Here is a 19,929-nt window from a genome sequence, read left to right on the forward strand (position 1 = left end):
GCGGGTCCGGCGCCGGGCGCGGGACGGGCCCTCGGCTCCGACCGATATGGGGAGACCGGCGCCGGCCGCAATCGACCGGCCGGCCTACCTCCGGGCCCGCGCCGGGGCCGGCATCTCGCCGCCCCCGCTCTCCGGCTGCGCCGCATCCGGTCCGGCCGGGCCCGCCGCCGGCGCGGCGAGCGGCGGCGTCGGGTCGGAGAGCGGCGCCACGATGGTGCAGGTCACGCCCTCGCGCGGGAAGCTCAGGTCCACCGTGCCGTCGAGCTCGCGGGCGAGGCTGCGCTCGATCAGCCGGGAGCCGAAGCCGGTGCGGACCGGAGGGTCGACCGGCGGGCCGCCGCTCTCCCGCCAGTGCAGGGCGAGCCGCCCCTCGGCGACGCGCCACGACAGGGCGACCCGGCCCGCCGGCACCGAGAGGGCGCCGTACTTGACCGCGTTGGTGGCGAGCTCGTGCAGCGCCATGGCGATCGAGAGGGCGATGCGGGGCGGCAGGCGCACGGCCGGACCCTCGGCGGCGAAGCGGGACTGGGGGCCGTCATGGGGCGCGAGCGCGTCCTTGACCACCTCGGCGAGTTCCGCCCCCTCCCAGCTCTCGCGGGTGAGCACGTCGTGGACCCGCGCCAGGGCGATCAGGCGGGCCTCGAAGGCGGCCTTCGCCGCGTCGGCGGATGCTCCCCGGATGCCGCGCAGGCTCTGCATCGCGATCGACTGCACGGTGGCGAGCGTGTTCTTCACCCGGTGATTCAGCTCGTGCACCAGGAGGCGCAGGTGCTCCTCGGCTCGCTTGCGCTCGGTCACCTCCTGGTGGATGCCGATCACCCGGCGCGGCCGGCCGCCGGCATCGCGCTGGACGATCGCCTGGGCGCTGACCCAGCGGGTGCCGTTGCCGTGCGGCGTCTCCGCCTCGGGCCGGATCCGGAACTCGGTCCGGTACGGAGCTTCCTCGGCCAGAAGGGCGGACAGCGCCGCCTCGATGCGGGCCCGGTCCTCCGGATGCACCGCACGGGTCCAGCCCTCGTGCGAGAGCGGGGCCTGGCCGAAGATCTCGGCCGAGCGGGCCGAGAGGCGGTGCTGCCCGGTCGCGAGGTCGATCTCCCAGGTGCCGAGCCGCCCGGCGGCCAGCGCCAGCCGCAGGCGCTCCTCGCCCTCGCGCAGGGCGAGCTCCGCCCCCTTGGCCTCGGTGATGTCGACGTTGCAGCCGGTATAGCCGAGGAAGCGGCCGTGGTCGTCGAGGCGCGCCACGCCCTCGCACAGGATCCAGCGTGTCGCCCCGTGCCGGTCGATCACCCGGGTCGCGTGCCGGAACGGCGTGCGGGCCGTGAAGGCCCGGACGAACGCCTCCTCGAAGCCGGCGAGATCGTCCGGGTGCAGGATCTCGCGCCAGCGTCCCCGCGTCAGCGCCTCGACCGAGCGACCGAACTGGTACTCGTAATGCATGTTGGCGAAGACGATTTCGCCCTCGGCGTCGGTCATCCAGATCAGGGCCGGGGCGGAATCGGCCATGTGGCGGAAGCGCGCCTCGCTCTCGCGCAGGGCGACGAGGCTGCGGCTCTGCTCGGCCAGCGCCTGGTCGCGCTCGGCGATGCGCCGGCGCAGGCTCTGCGAGGCGTCGGCCAGCACGTCGGCGAGCTGGCGGATCTCGCGGATCGGGGTCGAGACCCGGGGCACCGGATGGCCGGCGGCCAGCGCCCCGCCGGCCGTGGCGAGCTGGCGCAAGGGCCCGGCGACCCGCGTCCAGAGCCGCACCGCCAGGAACGAGGAGGCGGCCAGCGCCAGGAGCCCGAACCCGCCGAAGGCGAGGATCCAGTGGCGCAACGGCGCCTCGACCCGCTCCCGCAGGATGCTGGCGCCGACGGCCCAGCCCGTGGCCCGGACCGGGGTCTCGACGTAGAGCACCGGCTGCCGGCGCCGGTCGACGCCCTCCCAGATGCCGTCGGCGGCCGTCGGGCGCCCGCGCAAGGCGGCCAGCATCGGCTGGCCCGCCAGGGCCGCGTGATCCTCCGAGCGGGCGAGCAGGAGGCCCGCGCGGTCGACGATGCCGGTGGTCCAGCCCGGGGCGAGGTCCTGGACCAGGATCTGGCGCAGCCGCTCCACCGGCACGGTGACGCTGAGCACGTAGGCCGGCGCTCCATCGACCATCACCGGCACCGCCACGTCGAAGGTCGGTGGCCGCCCGGGGGCGCCCATCCTGACGCCGCCGACCACCGGCCGGCGCGTCGCCAGGACCTCGGCATCCTCCTTGTGCGGGTCCTGCGGGACCGGCGCGCCGGGCGCCAGCGCAGTGTTGAGGAGCTGCGTCCCGTCCGGCCGGCGCAGGGACAGGTCGAGCCCCGTCGTCTCCCGCACCGCCCGGGCCTGCATCTCGAAGCCGTCGAGCCCGCTCTTGCGCAGGCGCGGCGAGGCCGCGAGGGTCTGGAGCACCGAGACCAGCCCGGCCATGTCCCGGTCGATGGTGAGCGCGATGCCGCGCACGCTCTCGCGCGCGTCCTGCTCGAAGCGGACCCGGTCCAGGGCGGCGTAGCGGCCGAGCAGGATCGCGGTGAACAGCAGCCCCGGCCCGATCAGGGCGATCACGAAGGCGACAAGGTAGACCTGTGTCGACAGCCCGTCCCGGCGCAGGGCCTTCAGGCGGCGGATCATGGCATCGGCCCGGCGGCGCCCGGGCGGCGCGGAAGGCTCAAGGTGTCGTGCCCTGCTGTCGACCCGTCGTATCGACCTCGCTGGCCGTGCCGACGCTCGCCTGGTCGACATTGGCCCGGTCGATATGGCCGAGGTCGCGGCCGGGGTCGATCCGGTCGCGTACCCGCTGCTTGAGGGCCTTGATGTCGGGAAATCCCCCGTCGCGCTTGCGCTCCCAGATCAGGGCGTCGTCGCAGGTGATCGCGAAGGCGCCGCCGCTCCCGGGAATCAGCGCCACCTCACCGACCGCATCCCGGAAGGTCGAGAGCAGTTCCTGTGCCATCCAGCCGGCCCGCAGCAGCCAGTTGCATTGCGTGCAATAGGTGATGGCGATGCGGGGTTTTGCGGCCTGTGGGCCTGGGGTCTCTTGGCTCGGGGCCTGTCGGCTCGGGGCTGTGTCGCTCATCTCGTGCAAGACTCCGCCCCCGATACCCCCGGTTGTCAACCGGGTCTCCGCGCCGCGCGATCCGGCCGACGAGCTCACGCGAGCTGGCGCAGCACCAGGAGGCTCACCGCCACGCCCGCGATGCCGGCCGCGACCGACACCGCGACGTAGGCCAGGGCCGCCCCGTGGGCGCCGCGCTCCCAGAGCAGGAAGGCCTCGAGCGAGAAGGTCGAGAAGGTGGTGAAGCCGCCGAGTACGCCGGTGGTAAGGAAGAGGCGCAGCGCCTGCGGTCCTCCGCCCCGGGCGGCGAACCAGCCGGTGAGCACTCCCATCATGATCGAGCCGACGACGTTGATGACCATCGTCCCGAACGGGAAGCCGCTGCCCGCCCGCGCCGCCCACAGGTTGACGCCGTGGCGCAACGCCCCGCCGAGGCCGGCACCGAGAAAGACCACCAGGTAGCTCATCGCCGCGACGCCTCCGTCGATTCCGCGCGGCTTCTGCCATGCTCCGCCGCCGAGGGCGAGAGGCCGGACGGGCGGGGCTCGCCCGCGCGACTGCGGCCCGCTGGCCGCACAAGGTTCCATTCGGTGCGAAACCGCCACACTTCGTCACGCGAGTGTCACGCAACCGCCCCATCGCTGCCGCAACGTGATCCCGGGGGCGAATCGTGACCACCATCTCCATCCGTGCCGCCGTCGCGGCGGGCGGCCTTCTGGCGAGCGCGGGGCTCGCGCAGGCCCAGTCGCTCGACGTGCGGGTGCCGAACCTGCAGCGCACCGACGATCCGGTCTCGGTCGCGGCCGGCGGCACCGTGGTGGTCAACCAGGGCCTTCAGGGCGTCGGCCGGCTGCCGGCCACCACCCGCGACTTCCTCGGCGATTCCCTGGGCTCGTTCTCCTCGCTCGCCGTCGATCTCGCGACCTGGCGGCGCAGCGGCGACACCTACACGGGCACGCTCTACACGCTGCCCGACCGCGGCTACAACAATCCCGACGGCGGGCTGTTCAGCGACTATGCGGGGCGGCTCAACCGCTTCACCCTGAGCTTCACGCCCTATACGGGCACGGCCCTGCCGCAGGCCACGACCTCGCAGCGCCAGGTCACCCTGATGCCGGACGGCGGCATCGTGCTCACCGATGCCAAGGGCCAGCGCTTCAGCGGCCTCGACCCGGCCGCCGGTACCACCACGCAGTTCGGCGCCGTCCTGCCCTCCGCCGCCACCGGCCCGAGCGCCGGGCGCATCAGCCTCGACGCCGAGGGGCTGGCGCGCCGCCTCGACGGCTCGTTCTATGTCAGCGACGAGTACGGCCCGAACGTCTACTACTTCAACCGCAGCGGGCAGCTGCAGGGCGTGCTCGGCATCCCGGCGGCGCTCCAGCCGGTGACGAACGGCCAGCCCAACTTCAACTCGGTGAGCCCGCCCGATACGGGCCGGCGCAACAACCAGGGCCTCGAGGCCCTGGCGCTGACCCCGGACGGGCGCGGCCTCGTCACCATCCTGCAGAGCGCGACGCTCCAGGATTCGGGTTCGAGCCAGCAGCAGCGGGCCAATACCCGCATCCTCTACTACGACATCTCCGGCACCCCGACCCCGGCGGCGCCGAGCCGCGAATACGTGCTGCAGCTGCCGGTCTACCAGCAGAACGGCAATGGCGGCGCGCCGAACCGCACCGCGGCCCAGAGCGAGATGGTGGCGCTCAACGACACCCAGTTCCTGGTGCTGTCGCGGGATTCGAACGGGCTCGGCACCGGCAACACCACGCCGATCGTCTACAAGAGCGTCCTCTTCGTCGACACGGCCGGGGCCACCAACATCGCCGGCAGCCCCTATGACGGCACGACGCCGATCTCCCCGAACGGGACCCTGCGGGCCGGCCTGACGCCGGTGAAGACCACGGAGGTCGTCGACATCCTCAACCCGGTGCAGCTCAACCGCTTCGGGATGAACCTCACCACGAACCCGGCGACCCAGACCACCCTGCCGGAGAAGATCGAGGCGATGGGCCTCGTGCCGGTGCTGAGCGAGCGGGCGCCCCGCGACTACTTCCTGCTCGTCGGCAACGACAACGACTTCCTGACCCGCCAGGGCGTCATCAACGGCCAGCCCTACGATGCCGGCATCAACAACGACAACATCCTGCTCGCCTACCGGCTGACCCTGCCGACCTATGTCGACCCGCTCTCGCTCGCGGTGATGAAGGAGACGGCGCCGACGGTGCTGCAGGGCTTGGGGGCCGGCGCGATCACCGCCGCGTCCTCGGCGACGCGCAGCGTCCAGGATCACCTCTCGGCCCTGCGCCGCGGAGCCAACCTGCCGGCGGGCGCCGGCCAAAGCGCCGGCCAAAGCGCCTGGGGCACGGCCGGCCCGGCGCTCTGGATCGGTGGCGACGTCGTGTTCGCCGACCAGCCGCGCAACGGCGGCCTCGGCCTCGACCGCACCATCGCGCAGGGCTCGGCCGGCCTCGACCTGCCGCTCACCGGCCCGTGGCGGGCCGGCCTCGCGGTCGGCGGGGGCGGCGGGTCGCTGTCGCGGCCGCAAGGAGCCTACCAGCAAGGCTTCAGGCAGGAGCAGAGCGCCTTCACGGTCGCGGCCTATGGCGGCTATTACGGCCCGAGCTTCTACGCGCAGGGCATCGTCGGCGGCGCCCCGATCGTCGACTTCTCGGGCTTGCGCCGCCCGGCCGCCTACGGGCTCACCGCCGAGGGCCGGACCTCCGGTTCCGCGCTGGCGCTCGACGGCGAGGCCGGCCTCGTCTTCGACCACGCCGCGTTTCGGCTGATGCCCTTCGCGGGCCTGAGCCATTACTCGGCCCGGATCGACAGCTTCACCGAGCAGGGCGCGGCCGGCAACAACGTGGGGTATGGCGGCCTCACCGTGCTCCAGACCACCGCCCGCTTCGGCGCCGAGGTGGCCTATTACGGGTTTCCCGGCATCGTCCCCTCGGTGCGGGTGGCCTACAATGCCGGCCTCGGCCCGCAGCAGAGCGCCGGGCTCTTCCGTCTCGCCAGCGTCCAGAACCCGATGGCGACCGCGACCGCGGCGGTACCGTTCCTGCAAGCCGACTATGTCACCGCCGGCGCCGGCCTCCAGGGCAGCCTGACCGAGCGCCTCGGCTGGCGGGTGGATTACCAGGCGGCGATCGGCACCCGGGCCGGGGTCGCGCACGGGGTGACGGCAGGGCTCCGGTACCAGTTCTGAGGGGTGGGGCGGGCGCTCGGGAACGGGTGCCCGCCACTCCATGGGATCCGCCGCCCTCCCCGGATCTCCTTCCGCTGACGCTCCAGTCGTCCGGGAAAGGGGGCGGGTTCAATCGGAAGCCGCTGCACCCTCACCCCCGAACCGATCCTGCCACGCCGCTTGCGCCCCCGCCACCGGCAGAGCGGTGGCGTGGTAGACACCCAGCGCCACCGCCCGGGCCAGCACCCGCGCTGCCGCGTCGCCGAGCCGCGCCAGATCCCCGACCGGATCGGCGAGCGGCACCGCGCCGGTGGCGGCGGCAAAGACCAGATCGCCGTCGAGGGGCGTGTGGGCGGGCACGATCGCCCGGGCGAGGCCGTCCTGGGCCATCACCGCGAGGCGGCGGGCCTCGGCTTTGGTCAGGCGGGCATCCGTCGCGACCACGGCGATCGTGGTGTTGGCGCCCGGCATCGGCTTCATCGGCCAGGCGAAGGCGCCGGGCGGCGGGGTCGCGGGCGAGCCGAGCCCCCCGAATTCGGCGCCGATCTCGAACGGTGCGGCCCAGAAATGCGGGCCGTCCCCGACCGTGACCCGCCCGAGCGCGTTCACCGCGACCAAAGCGGCGACGCGCAGGTCCGTGCCCTCGACCGTGGCGGAGGCGCTGCCGAGACCGCCCTTCAGGTTCGCGGTCCGGGCGCCGAGCCCGGCCCCGACCGAGCCCATCGCCACCGGGCCGGTGCCGGCCTTCGCCGCAGCGGCAAAGCCGAGGTCGCGGTAGGGGGGATAGCGGCCCCACGCCTTGTCGCCGCCGTTGAGGAGGTCGAACAGGATCGCCGCCGGGACGATCGGCACCCGGGCCGGGCCGACCGTGAAGCCGCGGCCGGTCTCGGCGAGCCAGGCGGTGACGCCCGAGGCCGCGTCGAGCCCGAAGACCGAGCCGCCGGACAGGACCAGGGCATCGACCCCCGGCACCGTGCGCTCGGGATCGAGGAGGTCGGTCTCCCGCGTCCCCGGCCCGCCGCCGCGGATGTCGACGCCTGCTACCGTGGGGGCATCGAACACGATCGCGGTGACGCCGGACAGCGCGCGGGGATCCTCGGCATGGCCGACCCGGATGCCCGCGATATCGGTGAGGCTGCCGCTCATCGCGGCTCGGCCCGGCGCACCAGCTCGGCGACGGCCGCCTCCTCGGCGGCGGTGAGGCCCCGCGGCGGGGCCGGCCGGCGCCGGCGGGCGGCGGCCCACAGGGCGAGGCCGCCGAGGCCGACCACCAGGACCGGGGTGAGCCAGAGAAGGGCGGTGTGCCAGGCCAGAACCGGACGCAGCAGCACGAACTCGCCGTAGCGCTGCACGATGTAGCTCAGCACCGCGTCGTCGCCGTCGCCCTGGCGCAGGCGCTCGCGCACGATCAGCCGCAGGTCGCGGGCGAGCGGCGCGTCGGAATCGTCGATCGACTGGTTCTGGCAGACGAGGCAGCGCAGCTCCGCCGAGATCGTCCGGGCCCGCGCCTCGAGGGCGGGGTCTTTCATCACCTCCTCGGGCTGCACCGCGCCGGCCGCGACCGGCACGAGCAGGAGGAGGGCGAGGAGGAGGGCGCGCAGGGCGGGCATGGGTCTACTCCGCCGGGACGGAATGGGGCGGCACCGGCCCGGCGGCGTCGCGGATCGCCGGCTTCAAGGCCGGGGCGCCGACCCGGAAGCGCCGGTCGGTGAGGGCGAGGCCGCCGCCGAGCGCCATCACCACGGCGCCGAGCCAGATCAGCAGCACCAGGGGCTTGTAGTAGAGGCGGATGCCGACGCGGCCGTCGGTACCGGTCTCGCCGACGCTGGCATAGACCTGGCTCACCCCGCGCGTGAGCAGGCCGGCCTCGCTCACCGACATGTTGCGCGAGGCGTAGAAGCGCTTGCCCGGCTCGATCACGCCGACCGGATCGCCGCCCTCCCGGATGGTGAGGTGGGCCACCGTCTCGGTGTAGTTCGGACCGGTGCGGGGCAGGACGCCCTCCAGCACCGCGACGTAGGGACCGGCGCGGAGTTCCCCGCCGCGCGGCAGGGTGGCGAGGGCCTCGACGCTCCAGGCCTGGGCGGCGATGCCGATCACCGTGACGCCGACGCCGGCATGGGCCAAGGCCGTGCCCCAGGCGGAGCGCGGCAGGCCGGCGGCGCGGCGCAGCGAGACGCCGACGGTCTTGGCCTTCGCCCGGGTGACGATCTCGAAGGCGGCGCCGAGGATCAGGTAGGCGCCGAGCCCGATGCCGAGCGGCGCCCCGACCGGCCCGCCCCAGGTCACCGCGATGGCCGCCAGCGTGACCGCGATGGCGAGGGCGAAGCCGACGAACAGCCGCTGGCTCGCCGCCGCGAGGTCGCCGCGCTTCCAGGCGAGCGTCTGGCCGAACGGCACCACGAGGAGCAGCGGCACCGCGAGCGGCACGAAGGTCAGGTTGAAGAAGGGCGGCCCGACCGAGATTTTTTCCCCCGTCAGCGATTCGAGCGCCAGGGGATAGAGCGTGCCGACCAGCACCGTGGCGCAGGCCGCCGACAGGAAGAGGTTGTTCATCACCAGGGCGCCCTCGCGGGAGATCGGCGCGAACAGGCCGCCCTGGCGCAAGGTGGGTGCCCGCCAGGCGTAGAGCGCCAGCGAGCCGCCGATGAACAGGACCAGGATGCCGAGGATGAAGGTGCCGCGCGCCGGGTCGGTCGCGAAGGTGTGGACCGAGGTGAGCACGCCCGAGCGCACCAGGAAGGTGCCGAGCAGCGACAGCGAGAAGGTCAGGATGGCGAGCAGCACCGTCCAGACCTTGAGGGCGTCGCGCTTCTCCATGACGACGGTGGAGTGGATCAGCGCCGTGCCGGCGAGCCAGGGCATCAGCGAGGCGTTCTCGACCGGGTCCCAGAACCACCAGCCGCCCCAGCCGAGCTCGTAATAGGCCCAGTACGACCCCATGGCGATGCCGACGGTGAGGAAGCACCAGGCCGCCAGCGTCCAGGGCCGCACGGCACGCGCCCAGGCGGCGTCGATCCGCCCCTCGATCAAGGCCGCGATGGCGAAGGCGAAGGTGATCGAGAAGCCGACATAGCCGAGATAGAGCAGCGGCGGATGGATCGCGAGGCCGGGATCCTGCAGCAGCGGGTTGAGGTCGCGCCCCTCCATCGGGGCCGGGTTCAGGCGCGCGAACGGGTTCGAGGTCGTGAGGATGAAGAGCAGAAAGACCGCCGTGATGGCGGCCTGGACGCCGAGCGTGTTGGCCCGCAGGGTCGGCGGCACGGAGTTGCGGGCGAGCGCCACCACGGCCCCGAACAGTGCCAGGATCAGCACCCAGAGCAGCATCGAGCCCTCGTGGTTCCCCCAGACGCCGGAGATCTTGTAGATCAGCGGCTTCATCGAGTGCGAGTTCTCGACGACGTTCTGGACCGAGAAGTCCGAGGTGACGTGGGCGTAGGTCAGCGCCCCGAACGCGAAGGCGATGCACGCGAAGGTGGCGAGCGCCGCCGGCACCGTGATGCTGCGCAGGACCGGGTCGCCGGCGCGGCTCGCCCAGACCGGCATCACCATCTGCGTCAGCGACAGGGCGAGCGCGAGGGCGAGGGCGTAATGACCAACCTCGATCAGCAACGGGGCGACCTTTCGGTAAGCGGGTGTCGAGCGGGGCGGACGATCGGCCGACGGGTCTCCCGACCCGGCGTCCCGGTGCGGCAGGACGCGGGCGTCACCTTAATCCGCTTCCCGGGCCGAGCCGCCAAGACCTTCCGCCGCACGGGACGGAGCTATTTCACGGCGGTGCGCGGGACCGAACCGGGCTGGTCCTCGCCGGCGCGATTCTCGTCGGCCCGGCTCTCGTCGGCCCTGTTCTCGTCGGCTCGGGCCTGCCGGGGCTTGACCTCTGCGGGCTTGGCCTCTGCGGGCTTCACCGGGCCGTCCGCGCCGCCCTCCTGCCAGCGCCCCTGCGCCTTGAGGGCGTCGGCGACTTCGCGCGGCATGTAGGTCTCGTCGTGCTTGGCCAGCACGGTGTCGGCCCGGAACGTCCCGTCGGCCTGCAGCACGCCCTCGGTCACCACGCCCTGGCCCTCGCGGAACAGATCGGGCAGGAGGCCGCGGTAGCGCACCGCCACGGTCGAGCCGGTATCGGTGACGGCGAACTCCACATGCCCGTCCGCCTCGCGCTTGAGCGAGCCGGCCTCGACCAGCCCGCCGAGGCGGAACCGGGTCCCGGGCGCGACCTTCTGGCTCGCGACTTCGGTGGGGGAGCGGAAGAACACGATCGTGTCGCGCATCGCCGTGAGGACGAGCCCGAGGGCCGCCGCCAGCACGGCGCCGCAGACGAGGATGAGGACGGAGCGGCGGCGCCGGCGCGTCATGGTGGGGGTCTCACGGCCAGCGGTGGGGGAGGGGGGTCGCGGGCGTCATCAGGGGCGTCTCCCGGGGGGCCGGCGTGGGGCGGCGGCTCTTGTGGCGTGTTGTGCACCGGCCGGGCTTGTCCGGCGAGATGAAAAAAGTCCGGTGGGCACCGGAGGATGATCCTCGAGCCTCCGCCGTCCAGGGAAGGAGAAGCGCGGAGAGAGGGGGAACCCGCGCCTCTTCTCTCGCCGGATCGTTTCCCGCAGAGAGGGGAGAGACCGGGCCTCGCGGGTCTCACGGCGTCCTGGCACCCAATCCCATCTCGCGGGCCACCTCCTCCACCGGCGCGAGCTTGCCGGGATCGCTCCCGAGCGCGCCCCGCGCCTTCTCCAGCGTCTCGTCCGCCTTCGCCCGGTCGCCCAGCACCCCGTAGGAGCGCACCAGCCGGGCCCATTCCTCCGGCGAGCCGCCCTTCTCGGCGAGGCGCTGGGCCAGCCCCTCGACCATGCCGCGGACCATCCCGCGCTGCTCCTCGGTCATGGCGGGGACCGAGCGTGCCGCGGATTGGGCGGCGGGAGGCGGGGCCGTGCCGTCGAGGCGGGCCAGGCTCTCGCGCACCATCGGCAGCCAGGGCGCCTCGGCCGGGGAGGCGGCGACGAGGGCGGCGTAGCGGGTGCGGGCCTTGTCGCGGTCGCCGTCCTGCTCGGCGGCGCGGGCGAGGTAGAATTGCGGCTTGACCGCCTTCGGGTCCTGCCTGAGCGCCCGCTCGAAGGCGTCGCGGGCCTTCGACGAGACGACGCCGTCCTCGGCCGCCACCAGGGCCTCGCCGTAATCGGCCAGGCGGCCGGCATCGTCGCCGAGGAGGCGGAGCGCATTCTCGTAGGCCTTGATCGCGTCCTCGACGCGCCCGACCCGCAGGTAGACCGGGGCGAGCACCGCCCAGCCGCGGCCGTCCTCCGGCGCCTTGGCGAGATGCGCCTCGATCTGCGCCACCGCCGCCGCGAGGTCGTTGCCGGCGGATTTCGCGTGGGCCAGTCGCTCGGCCTGGGGCTGGGCCGGCAGGTCCGGCGAGCCGTAGATGCCGTAGATCAGCAGCGCGACCAGCGGCACCGTCGAGAGGGCGAAGGCGGAGGCCGCGCGGCGCCGGCGCAGGGCCGGCTCGCCGACCGCGCCCGTGCCCTGGCCCGGATCGCGGCTCGCGCGCAGCAGCCGGCGCGCGGCCTCCGCCTTCGCGGCCTCGGCCTCGGGCGCGGCCAGGAGGCCACGGGCGGCGTCGCGGTCGATCTCGCGCAGCTGGTCGCGGTAGAAGCCGGTCTCGGTGGCGATCCGCGCCTCGCCCTCGGGAACGACGAGGGCGGGACGGCGCGACATCGGCCAGAGCAGGGCGAGCACCGCCAGGCCGGTCATGAGCGCGAAGATGAACCAGATCGCTGTCATGCCCCTCTGTATCCCCCGGGGCGGAGGGGTACGATTCGACAGAATGGCGACACGGTGTCACGTACGGGCAATCCCGCGCGGGACCGCCCCGAGGATCGTCTCCCTGCCTCAGCGCGGCGCCACCGGCCAGAACAGGCTGATGAGCAGCGTGCCGACCACGATCACCATGATCGAGAGCGGCAGGCCGAGGCGGGCGTAGTCGCCGAAGCGGTAGCCGCCCGGGCCCATCACCAGGGTGTTGCACTGGTGGCCGATCGGGGTGAGGAAGTCGCAGGCCGCGCCCACCGACACCGCCATCAGGAACGGGTCCGGGTTGAGCCCGAGCTTCTGGGCGAGGCTGGCGCCGATCGGGCCCATCACCAGCACCGTCGCGGCGTTGTTGAGGAACGGCGTCACCGCCATCGCGGCGATCAGCAGGAGGCCGATCGCCAGCATCGGCGGCACGGTGTGCATGACGTTCGACAGGGCCCCGGCGATCAGGTCGGTGCCGCCGGTGGTGCGCACCGCGTCGCTGACCGGGATGAGCGCGCCGAGCAGCACGATCACCGGCCACTCGATCGTCTCGTAGGCCTCGTGCATGGTCAGGACCCGCAGGACCAGCAGCAGCACGGCGGCGCCGAAGAACGCCATCGCCACCGGCACGACGTGGAGCGCGATCAGCGCCATCGCGCCGGCCAGCACCGCGATCGGGATGTAGCTGCGGCGGCTGTGGCCGAGCGCCAGCTTGCGCTCGGCGAGCGGCAGCAGGCCGAACTCGGACAGCATGTCGCCGAGCCGCTCGGGGGCGGCGCGCAGCACCACCACGTCGCCGGCGCGCAGCCGCACGCTGCCGATGCGCCGGGTGATCGCCGCGCCGGAGCGGCTGACCGCCAGAAGCGTGGTGCCGTGTCGCCCGGCGAGGTCGGCCCCCGCCGCGGTGGTGCCGACGAGGGCCGAGCCGTCCGGGATCACCGCCTCGATCACCGTCGCCTCGCCGCCGGCGGGCAGCGTGCCGACGAGCGTGAGCTTGGCCCGCGCCACCAGGCGCTCCAGATCCTCGGGCTCGCCGTCGAGGAGCAGGACGTCGCCGGCGGCAAGCCGCCAGTCCGGACCCGGCACGAAGCGGCGGAAGCGCTCGCGGATCAATGTCGCCACCGTCACGTCGCCGTCGCCCAAGGCCTCGAGCTCGCCCACCGTGGCGCCGACGAGGGGAGAATCCTCGGGCAGGCAGGCTTCCGTCGTGTAGGCCTCGATCCGGAACGAGGCGGCGAGCGAGCCCGCCGGGCGCCGGTCCCGCGGCAGCAGCCGGTAGCCGACCGTCAGGAAGGCGAGGCCCGCCACCGCGAGGCCCAGGCCGACGGGCGTGAAGTCGAACATGCCGAAGGGCTGGCCGGTGATGTCGGCCCGCACCTTGGAGACGATGATGTTGGTCGAGGTGCCGACGAGCGTGACGAGGCCGCCGATCAGCGAGGCGAAGGACATCGGCATCAGAAGGAGCGAGGCCGGCGTGCCGGTCTTGCGCCCGAGCTGGAGCGCCACCGGCATGAAGATCGCGAGCGCGCCGATGTTCTTGGTGAAGACCGACAGGCCCATCACGGCGCCGGCCAGCGCCGGCACCTGCCGGCTGGGCTTTCGCAGGTAGGGCAGGAGCGGGCGCATCGCGTTCTCGACGACGCCCGAGCGCGACACCGCCGACGAGATGACGAGCGCGCTCGCCACGATGATCACCACGTCGTCGGCGAAGCCGTCGAAGGCCTTGGAGGCCGGCACCAGCCCCAGCGCCACCCCGGCGACCAGCGAGAGCAGCGCCACGAGGTCGTAGGGCAGCCGGCCCCAGATGAAGAGCAGGACGGTGACGCCGATGAGGCCGAAGGCGAGGCCCTGGTCGAGGGTCATGCGCCGGCCTGCCGGTCGGACGATCGGGGGCGTGTCATGCCGGGTGGGTGATCCTGCTGCGGGGTATCGAGCCCCCCTAGATTGGGTGGCGGGCGGCCGCGCCCAGGGCGGCGGGGCGAAGAGTTTGCGTGGGACGGTGCCTTCTCGCCCCCGTCGCGAGCGGATAGGCTCCCGGGGGCAGCCGGGAAGCGCCACAGGGGAGCGCGCCATGGAAGACCGCGTCCGTCGCCACCACGGGCTCACCGTCTCCGAATTCGACCGCTTCGTCGATGCGCAGCGGGACGAGAGCGACTGGGAGCTGGTCGACGGTGAGGTCGTCATGATGACGAACCCGACGGAGAACCACGAGCAGATCGCCGGCAATATCGGCGCGCCGCTGAAGCTCGCCATGGATGCTGCCGGCTGCCGCAGCTACCAGGGCGGGATGCGGGTGCAGCGCGACGAGGACGGCCGCGGCCGGGACAAGCCGAAGCCCGACATCGTCGTGCGGTGCGGACCGCGCCAGAACCGCACCTTCGTCACCGACCCGCTCGTCATCGTCGAGGTGCTGTCGCCGAGCACCATGGACCGCGATCGCGGGCCCAAGCTGTCCTTCTACAAGTCGTTGCCGACGCTCCGGCACATCGTCCTTGCCTACCAGGACCAGATGCGGGTGGAGCATTACCGGCGCGAGGCGGATGGCTGGGTCTGCGACGTCCTCACCGCGCCGGACGACGTCCTGCGGCTCGAGGCCGTGGATTTCGCGATCGATCTCGGGCGGATCTCTTTCGACGTGCCGGTCCTGCGCCCGATCGTCGGCGGCTGATCCCGCCGCGGAGCCCGGCGCATCGCCGCACGTTGGTGCGGGACCGCCCGTCACGGACCCGCCCCGCATGAGCTTCGCCTTCCTCACCCGCGCCTTCGGGCGCGACGACCCGGCCGGGGAGGTCGAGGAGCCGGGGACCGCCCCGGCCCGGGCCTCGCGGCGCGACCGGCGGGCGGGGCGGGCGGACGCGGTGGTGACCGAGGCGCTGGGCCAGAAGGTGCTGCACGCCTTCCTGCAGAACCGCCACCAGACCCTGGTGCCGCTCACCCTCAACCTCCGGGTGCTGGAGCCGGCCCAGCGCGACCTCGTGATCCAGGCGATGGCGGCGGCGTTCCTGGCGCAGGGGCGCCGGCAGGACCCTGCCCCGGTGCGCGACGCGCTCGCCCGGATCAGTGCCGCGGAGGCCGAGCGCCAGCGCCTCGACAAGGCGCTCGCCGCGCCGCTGGCGCTCGGCGACCTCCTCGACGCGATCCTCGATGCCGATCTCGGCGCCTACGCCTACGTCGCCTCGCTGCTCGCCGTCGATCAGCGCCGCCGGGTCAACCAGCTCTATCTCGCCTACCTGGCCGAGCGCCTGGGACTGGCGGAGGACGTGGTGTCGAGCCTGCACCGGCGCTACCGGGTATAATACTGCGGCCTCACGACTGTTGCGCGGGGCTTCTCCTGCGGGCGGCCGGGCGCTAACCTGTCGGAATCGTCGCGCCAACCGATCCCGAGCGTTCCCGAGTTCCATGCCCCGCAGCCGCCCCGGCGCCCAGCCCCGCGACGAGCCGCATCCGACGGACGCGCCGTTTTCCCCCGGGCCGGCCGCCGGCCTCGCTTCCTCGGGGTTCGCCTCCACCGGCCTCGCTTCGACGGGGCTCGGGGCCCGGTCCCGTGCTGCGCCGCTCTCGGCCGATGCGCGGCTGCTCGCCATCGCGGCGGACCACCTGCGCCGGCTCGGTCACCGGCAGGTCACGGTGGTGGGGGTCGCCGCCGAGGCGGGCATGACGCATGCCAACGTCTACCGCTACTTCCCGTCGAAGACCGCCCTCGTCGATGCGGTGGCGGGCCGCTGGCTGCGGGAGGTCGAGGCCGAGCTCGGCGCCATCGCGGACGCGCCCGATCCCGCCGACGACAAGCTCGAACGCCTGCTGCTGGCGCTCGCCTCGATGCAGCGCGAGGTGCTGGCGCGCGATCCGCACCTCTTCGCCGTCCACCGCGACGCCACCGTCGAGTCCCGGCCGATCGCCCGGCGCCACCGTGGCCGCCTGCGCCAGCTCGTCGAGCGGGTGATCGAGGAGGGGATGAATGCCGGCACCTTCTCGCTGCGCGACCGCGAGCGCGGCATCGCCTTCATCTTCGACACCAGCCACCGCTTCCTGCACCCGGTCTCGATCCAGCTCGACGCCGAGGTGCCCCGGGACCTGATCGAAGCCCGCCTCGGGGCGATCATCCGGGCGATGCTGCGCATCCTGCGCCTCGGCACGCTCTAGACGCGCTGACAAAGCGGCCGGAATGTAACGATCGCCCGGACGCCGTCGTATCGCATTGCAAAAAAACGCGAATCCGCATCGTGTGACGCGCTGCAGGCGTCATCGCGGCCGTGGCTGCGGGCCCTGCGCCGGGCCCTCGGGTTGTCGGCTCCGGCTTTTTTCGCCAAAGAGGCACCCGCCGGCGCGGGCTCCTCGCGAGCGGACCCCGGCCCACGACGGTTCCATCACACCGCGAAGGATCGGTTCTGACATGGCACGCAAGAAGATCGCGCTCATCGGCGCTGGACAGATCGGCGGCACGCTCGCGCACCTCGCCGGCCTCAAGGAGCTGGGCGACGTCGTGCTGTTCGACATCGCCGACGGCGTGCCGCAGGGCAAGGGCCTCGACATCGCCGAGTCGGCCCCGGTCGACGGCTTCGACGCCAAGTACTCGGGCGCGAGCGATTACAGCGCCATCGCCGGGGCCGACGTGGTGATCGTCACCGCCGGCGTGCCGCGCAAGCCCGGCATGAGCCGCGACGACCTGATCGGCATCAACCTGAAGGTGATGGAAGCGGTCGGCACCGGCATCAAGACCCATGCCCCGAACGCCTTCGTGATCTGCATCACCAACCCGCTCGACGCGATGGTGTGGGCGCTCCAGAAGTTCTCCGGCCTCGACCCGAAGAAGATCGTCGGCATGGCCGGCGTGCTCGACTCGGCCCGCTTCCGCCACTTCCTGGCCGAGGAGTTCCAGGTCTCGGTCGAGGACGTCACCGCCTTCGTGCTCGGCGGCCACGGCGACGATATGGTGCCGCTGGTGCGCTACTCGACGGTGGCCGGCGTGCCGCTGCCCGACCTCGTGAAGATGGGCTGGACCACCCAGGAGAAGCTCGACGCCATGGTCGAGCGGACCCGTAAAGGGGGCGGCGAGATCGTCAACCTGCTCAAGACCGGCTCGGCCTTCTACGCGCCGGCGGCCTCCGCCATCGCGATGGCCGAGAGCTACCTCAAGGACAAGAAGCGGGTCCTGCCCTGCGCGGCCCACCTCACCGGCCAGTACGGCGTCGACGGCCTGTTCATCGGCGTGCCGATCGTGATCGGCGAGAACGGCGTCGAGCGCATCGTCGAGGTCGAGTTCTCCGGGGAGGAGAAGGCGATGTTCGAGAAGTCGGTCAATTCCGTGAAGGGCCTGGTCGAGGCCTGCAAGGGCATCAACGGCGCGCTGGCGTAACCGCCCGACCGGCGGCGCGGGGGAACCCTGCGCCGCCTCTGCACGCACGCCCCGCCTGACTTTCAGAAAGCTTGTCGCCCCATGAACATCCACGAGTATCAAGCCAAGGCCGTCCTCAAGGAGTTCGGCCTGCCGGTCTCGAACGGCCGCGCCATCTTCAAGGCCTCCGAGGCCGAGGCCGCCGCCAAGGAGCTCGGCGGCCCGCTCTGGGTCGTGAAGTCCCAGATCCACGCCGGCGGGCGCGGCAAGGGCAAGTTCAAGGAGGCCGAGGCCGGCGAGAAGGGCGGCGTGCGCCTCGCCAAGTCGGTCGAGGAGGTCAAGGCCTTCTCCGAGCAGATGCTCGGCCGCACCCTCGTGACGGTGCAGACCGGCGAGGCCGGCAAGCAGGTCAACCGCCTCTACATCGAGGACGGCTCGGACATCGAGACTGAGTTCTACCTGTCGATGCTCGTCGACCGCGAGACCGGCAAGGTCGCCTTCGTGGTCTCGACCGAGGGCGGCATGGACATCGAGCAGGTCGCCCACGACACGCCCGAGAAGATCATCACCTTCTCGGTCGACCCGGCCACCGGCGTGCTGCCCCACCACGGCCGCGCGGTCGCCAAGGCGCTCGGGCTGACCGGCCCGCTCGCCAAGGAGGCGGAGGATCTGACCACCAAGCTCTACCGGGCGTTCACCGCCAAGGACATGAGCATGCTGGAGATCAACCCGCTCATCGTCACCACGGACGGGCACCTGAAGTGCCTGGACGCCAAGATCTCGTTCGATTCGAACAGCCTCTACCGCCACCCGGAGATCGTGCAGCTGCGCGACATCACCGAGGAGGACGAGAAGGAGATCGAGGCCTCGAAGTACGACCTGGCCTACATCGCGCTCGATGGCACCATCGGCTGCATGGTGAACGGCGCGGGTCTGGCCATGGCGACCCTCGACATCATCAAGCTCTACGGCGAGGAGCCGGCGAACTTCCTCGATGTCGGCGGCGGCGCCTCGGAGGAGAAGGTCACCGCGGCCTTCAAGATCATCACCGCCGACCCGAACGTGAAGGGCATCCTCGTCAACATCTTCGGCGGCATCATGAAGTGCGACGTGATCGCCAACGGGGTGATCGCGGCCGTCAAGGCGGTGGGCCTGCAGGTCCCGCTGGTGGTGCGCCTCGAGGGCACCAACGTCGAGAAGGGCAAGGAGATCATCCGCTCCTCGGGCCTCAACGTGATCCCGGCCGACGACCTCGACGACGCCGCCCAGAAGATCGTCGCGGCGGTCCGCAAGGGCTGAGGAGGGCGGGGCGCCCGCGCGGGTGCCCTTCTCGTGAGCGGAGCCCGGGCGACCGGGTTCCCCGTCAGCGCAGCTTTCTCAGAGGCGGTGCACCGCGCTCGGTCGCCTTGAGCCGCACCGCCCATCCCCGAATGCAGATCTCCGGAGATCGCACGTGTCCATCCTCATCGACAAGAACACCAAGGTCATCTGCCAGGGCTTCACCGGCAAGAACGGGACCTTCCACTCCGAGCAGGCGATCGCCTACGGCACCAAGATGGTCGGCGGCACCTCGCCGGGGAAGGGCGGCGCGACCCATCTCGGCCTGCCGGTGTTCGACACCGTGAAGGAAGCCCGCCACGCCACCGGCGCCGACGCCTCGGTGGTCTACGTGCCGCCGCCGGGCGCCGCCGACGCGATCTGCGAGGCGATCGACGCCGAGATCCCGCTGATCGTCTGCATCACCGAGGGCATCCCGGTCCTCGACATGGTGCGCGTCAAGCGCTCGCTCGAAGGCTCGAAGTCGCGCCTCATCGGCCCGAACTGCCCCGGCATCGTGACGGCCGGCGAGTCGAAGATCGGCATCATGCCGGCCAACATCTTCCGTCCGGGCTCGGTCGGCATCGTGTCGCGCTCCGGCACCCTGACCTACGAGGCGGTGTTCCAGACCACCAACGAGGGCCTCGGCCAGACCACCGCGGTCGGCATCGGCGGCGACCCGGTCAAGGGCACCGAGTTCATCGCCATGCTGGAACTGTTCCTCGCCGACGACAAGACCGAGTCGATCGTGATGATCGGCGAGATCGGCGGCTCGGCCGAGGAAGAGGCGGCGCAGTTCATCAAGGATGAGGCCAAGCGCGGCCGCAAGAAGCCGATGGTCGGCTTCATCGCCGGCCGTACCGCCCCTCCCGGCCGCCGCATGGGGCACGCCGGCGCGATCATCTCGGGCGGCAAGGGCGGCGCCGAGGACAAGATCGCCGCGATGGAGGAGGCCGGCATCCGCGTCTCGCCGTCGCCGGCCCGCCTCGGCAAGACCCTGGTCGAGGTCCTGAAGGGCTGATTGCCCGTCGGACCCTCGCCCTTCGCCACGCGCATGGCAGGCGTGGCGTGCGGAATCACGGTTCCGCACCCACATCGCAAGCAAACGTCAACTCTCTTGAGTGCGTAAGACATCCTGGCGCCCGGACAACCCGGGCGCCTCCACCGTCGATGGAATGCCATTCTCCCGCCCCAACTGGGTCCGAGAAGCCGGCGCATTGATCGACCAGCGCGGATAGACAGATCGCC

Annotated in this window: 14 protein-coding genes and 2 pseudogenes; 7 read left to right on the forward strand and 9 right to left on the reverse strand. The window is 72.4% G+C overall.

Features of this window, described 5'->3' with window-relative positions; translation table 11 throughout:
• Nucleotides 1–84 precede the first annotated feature (84 nt).
• From miv_RS08625 to crcB, 3 genes and pseudogenes are all read right to left on the reverse strand, one after another.
• On the reverse strand, nt 85–2,640 hold the full coding sequence (locus miv_RS08625) for a sensor histidine kinase (RefSeq protein WP_207182300.1): 2,556 nt from the start codon (nt 2,638–2,640) through the stop codon (nt 85–87).
• Between the two features lie 112 nt (nt 2,641–2,752).
• Nucleotides 2,753–3,085, reverse strand: a pseudogene (locus tag miv_RS08630) (Rdx family protein); the annotation flags it as partial.
• 74 nt (nt 3,086–3,159) lie between these two features.
• Nucleotides 3,160–3,531 carry a fluoride efflux transporter CrcB gene (gene crcB / locus miv_RS08635; protein WP_048430068.1) on the reverse strand — a complete coding sequence of 124 codons (372 nt, stop codon included), beginning with the start codon at nt 3,529–3,531 and terminating at the stop codon, nt 3,160–3,162.
• A 203-nt stretch (nt 3,532–3,734) separates the two neighbouring features.
• Here crcB and miv_RS08640 point away from each other — a divergent pair, with 203 nt between their 5' ends.
• The gene (locus miv_RS08640; RefSeq protein ID WP_244748921.1) at nt 3,735–6,266 is read left to right on the forward strand and encodes an esterase-like activity of phytase family protein; all 2,532 of its coding nucleotides are present in this window, start codon (nt 3,735–3,737) and stop codon (nt 6,264–6,266) included.
• A gap of 108 nt (nt 6,267–6,374) precedes the next feature.
• On the opposite strand, the gene miv_RS08645 is transcribed toward miv_RS08640, so the two are convergent.
• The 6 genes from miv_RS08645 to miv_RS08670 all read right to left on the reverse strand — a co-directional run bounded on the left by miv_RS08645 (nt 6,375) and on the right by miv_RS08670 (nt 13,892).
• Nucleotides 6,375–7,391 (reverse strand): P1 family peptidase, encoded by a 1,017-nt coding sequence (locus miv_RS08645; RefSeq protein WP_207182302.1) that lies wholly within the window; start codon nt 7,389–7,391, stop codon nt 6,375–6,377.
• Nucleotides 7,388–7,855: a cytochrome c-type biogenesis protein gene (locus miv_RS08650; RefSeq protein WP_048431268.1), complete on the reverse strand. Its 468-nt coding sequence runs from the start codon at nt 7,853–7,855 to the stop codon at nt 7,388–7,390. The genes miv_RS08645 and miv_RS08650 overlap by 4 nt, the downstream gene beginning before the upstream one ends.
• Before the next feature lie 4 nt (nt 7,856–7,859).
• Nucleotides 7,860–9,857 (reverse strand): heme lyase CcmF/NrfE family subunit, encoded by a 1,998-nt coding sequence (locus tag miv_RS08655; protein WP_048431269.1) that lies wholly within the window; start codon nt 9,855–9,857, stop codon nt 7,860–7,862.
• A gap of 152 nt (nt 9,858–10,009) precedes the next feature.
• Nucleotides 10,010–10,600, reverse strand: a complete 591-nt coding sequence (gene ccmE / locus miv_RS08660; protein ID WP_207182303.1) for a cytochrome c maturation protein CcmE — start codon at nt 10,598–10,600, stop codon at nt 10,010–10,012.
• 274 nt (nt 10,601–10,874) lie between these two features.
• Nucleotides 10,875–12,017: a c-type cytochrome biogenesis protein CcmI gene (ccmI, locus tag miv_RS08665; protein ID WP_207182304.1), complete on the reverse strand. Its 1,143-nt coding sequence runs from the start codon at nt 12,015–12,017 to the stop codon at nt 10,875–10,877.
• Between the two features lie 108 nt (nt 12,018–12,125).
• On the reverse strand, nt 12,126–13,892 hold the full coding sequence (locus miv_RS08670; protein ID WP_207182305.1) for an SLC13 family permease: 1,767 nt from the start codon (nt 13,890–13,892) through the stop codon (nt 12,126–12,128).
• A gap of 208 nt (nt 13,893–14,100) precedes the next feature.
• Here miv_RS08670 and miv_RS08675 point away from each other — a divergent pair, with 208 nt between their 5' ends.
• The 6 genes and pseudogenes from miv_RS08675 (at nt 14,101) to sucD (ending at nt 19,702) form a co-directional block, all read left to right on the forward strand.
• Nucleotides 14,101–14,697: a Uma2 family endonuclease gene (locus miv_RS08675; protein ID WP_048427897.1), complete on the forward strand. Its 597-nt coding sequence runs from the start codon at nt 14,101–14,103 to the stop codon at nt 14,695–14,697.
• Nucleotides 14,698–14,764: 67 nt separating this feature from the next.
• Nucleotides 14,765–15,325, forward strand: coding sequence for a DUF533 domain-containing protein (locus tag miv_RS08680; protein ID WP_048427896.1), 561 nt, complete (start codon nt 14,765–14,767; stop codon nt 15,323–15,325).
• A gap of 146 nt (nt 15,326–15,471) precedes the next feature.
• Nucleotides 15,472–16,172 (forward strand): annotated as a pseudogene (locus tag miv_RS08685) (TetR/AcrR family transcriptional regulator).
• A 250-nt stretch (nt 16,173–16,422) separates the two neighbouring features.
• Nucleotides 16,423–17,385 (forward strand): malate dehydrogenase, encoded by a 963-nt coding sequence (gene mdh / locus miv_RS08690; protein WP_048452823.1) that lies wholly within the window; start codon nt 16,423–16,425, stop codon nt 17,383–17,385.
• Nucleotides 17,386–17,466: 81 nt separating this feature from the next.
• Complete coding sequence (gene sucC / locus miv_RS08695; protein WP_048427894.1) at nt 17,467–18,663, forward strand: ADP-forming succinate--CoA ligase subunit beta; 1,197 nt, start codon at nt 17,467–17,469, stop codon at nt 18,661–18,663.
• A 154-nt stretch (nt 18,664–18,817) separates the two neighbouring features.
• Nucleotides 18,818–19,702 carry a succinate--CoA ligase subunit alpha gene (sucD, locus tag miv_RS08700; protein ID WP_048427893.1) on the forward strand — a complete coding sequence of 295 codons (885 nt, stop codon included), beginning with the start codon at nt 18,818–18,820 and terminating at the stop codon, nt 19,700–19,702.
• The last annotated feature ends 227 nt before the right edge of the window (nt 19,703–19,929 follow it).

Source organism: Methylobacterium indicum (genome assembly GCF_017347565.1).
Taxonomy (GTDB): Bacteria; Pseudomonadota; Alphaproteobacteria; order Rhizobiales; family Beijerinckiaceae; genus Methylobacterium; species Methylobacterium indicum.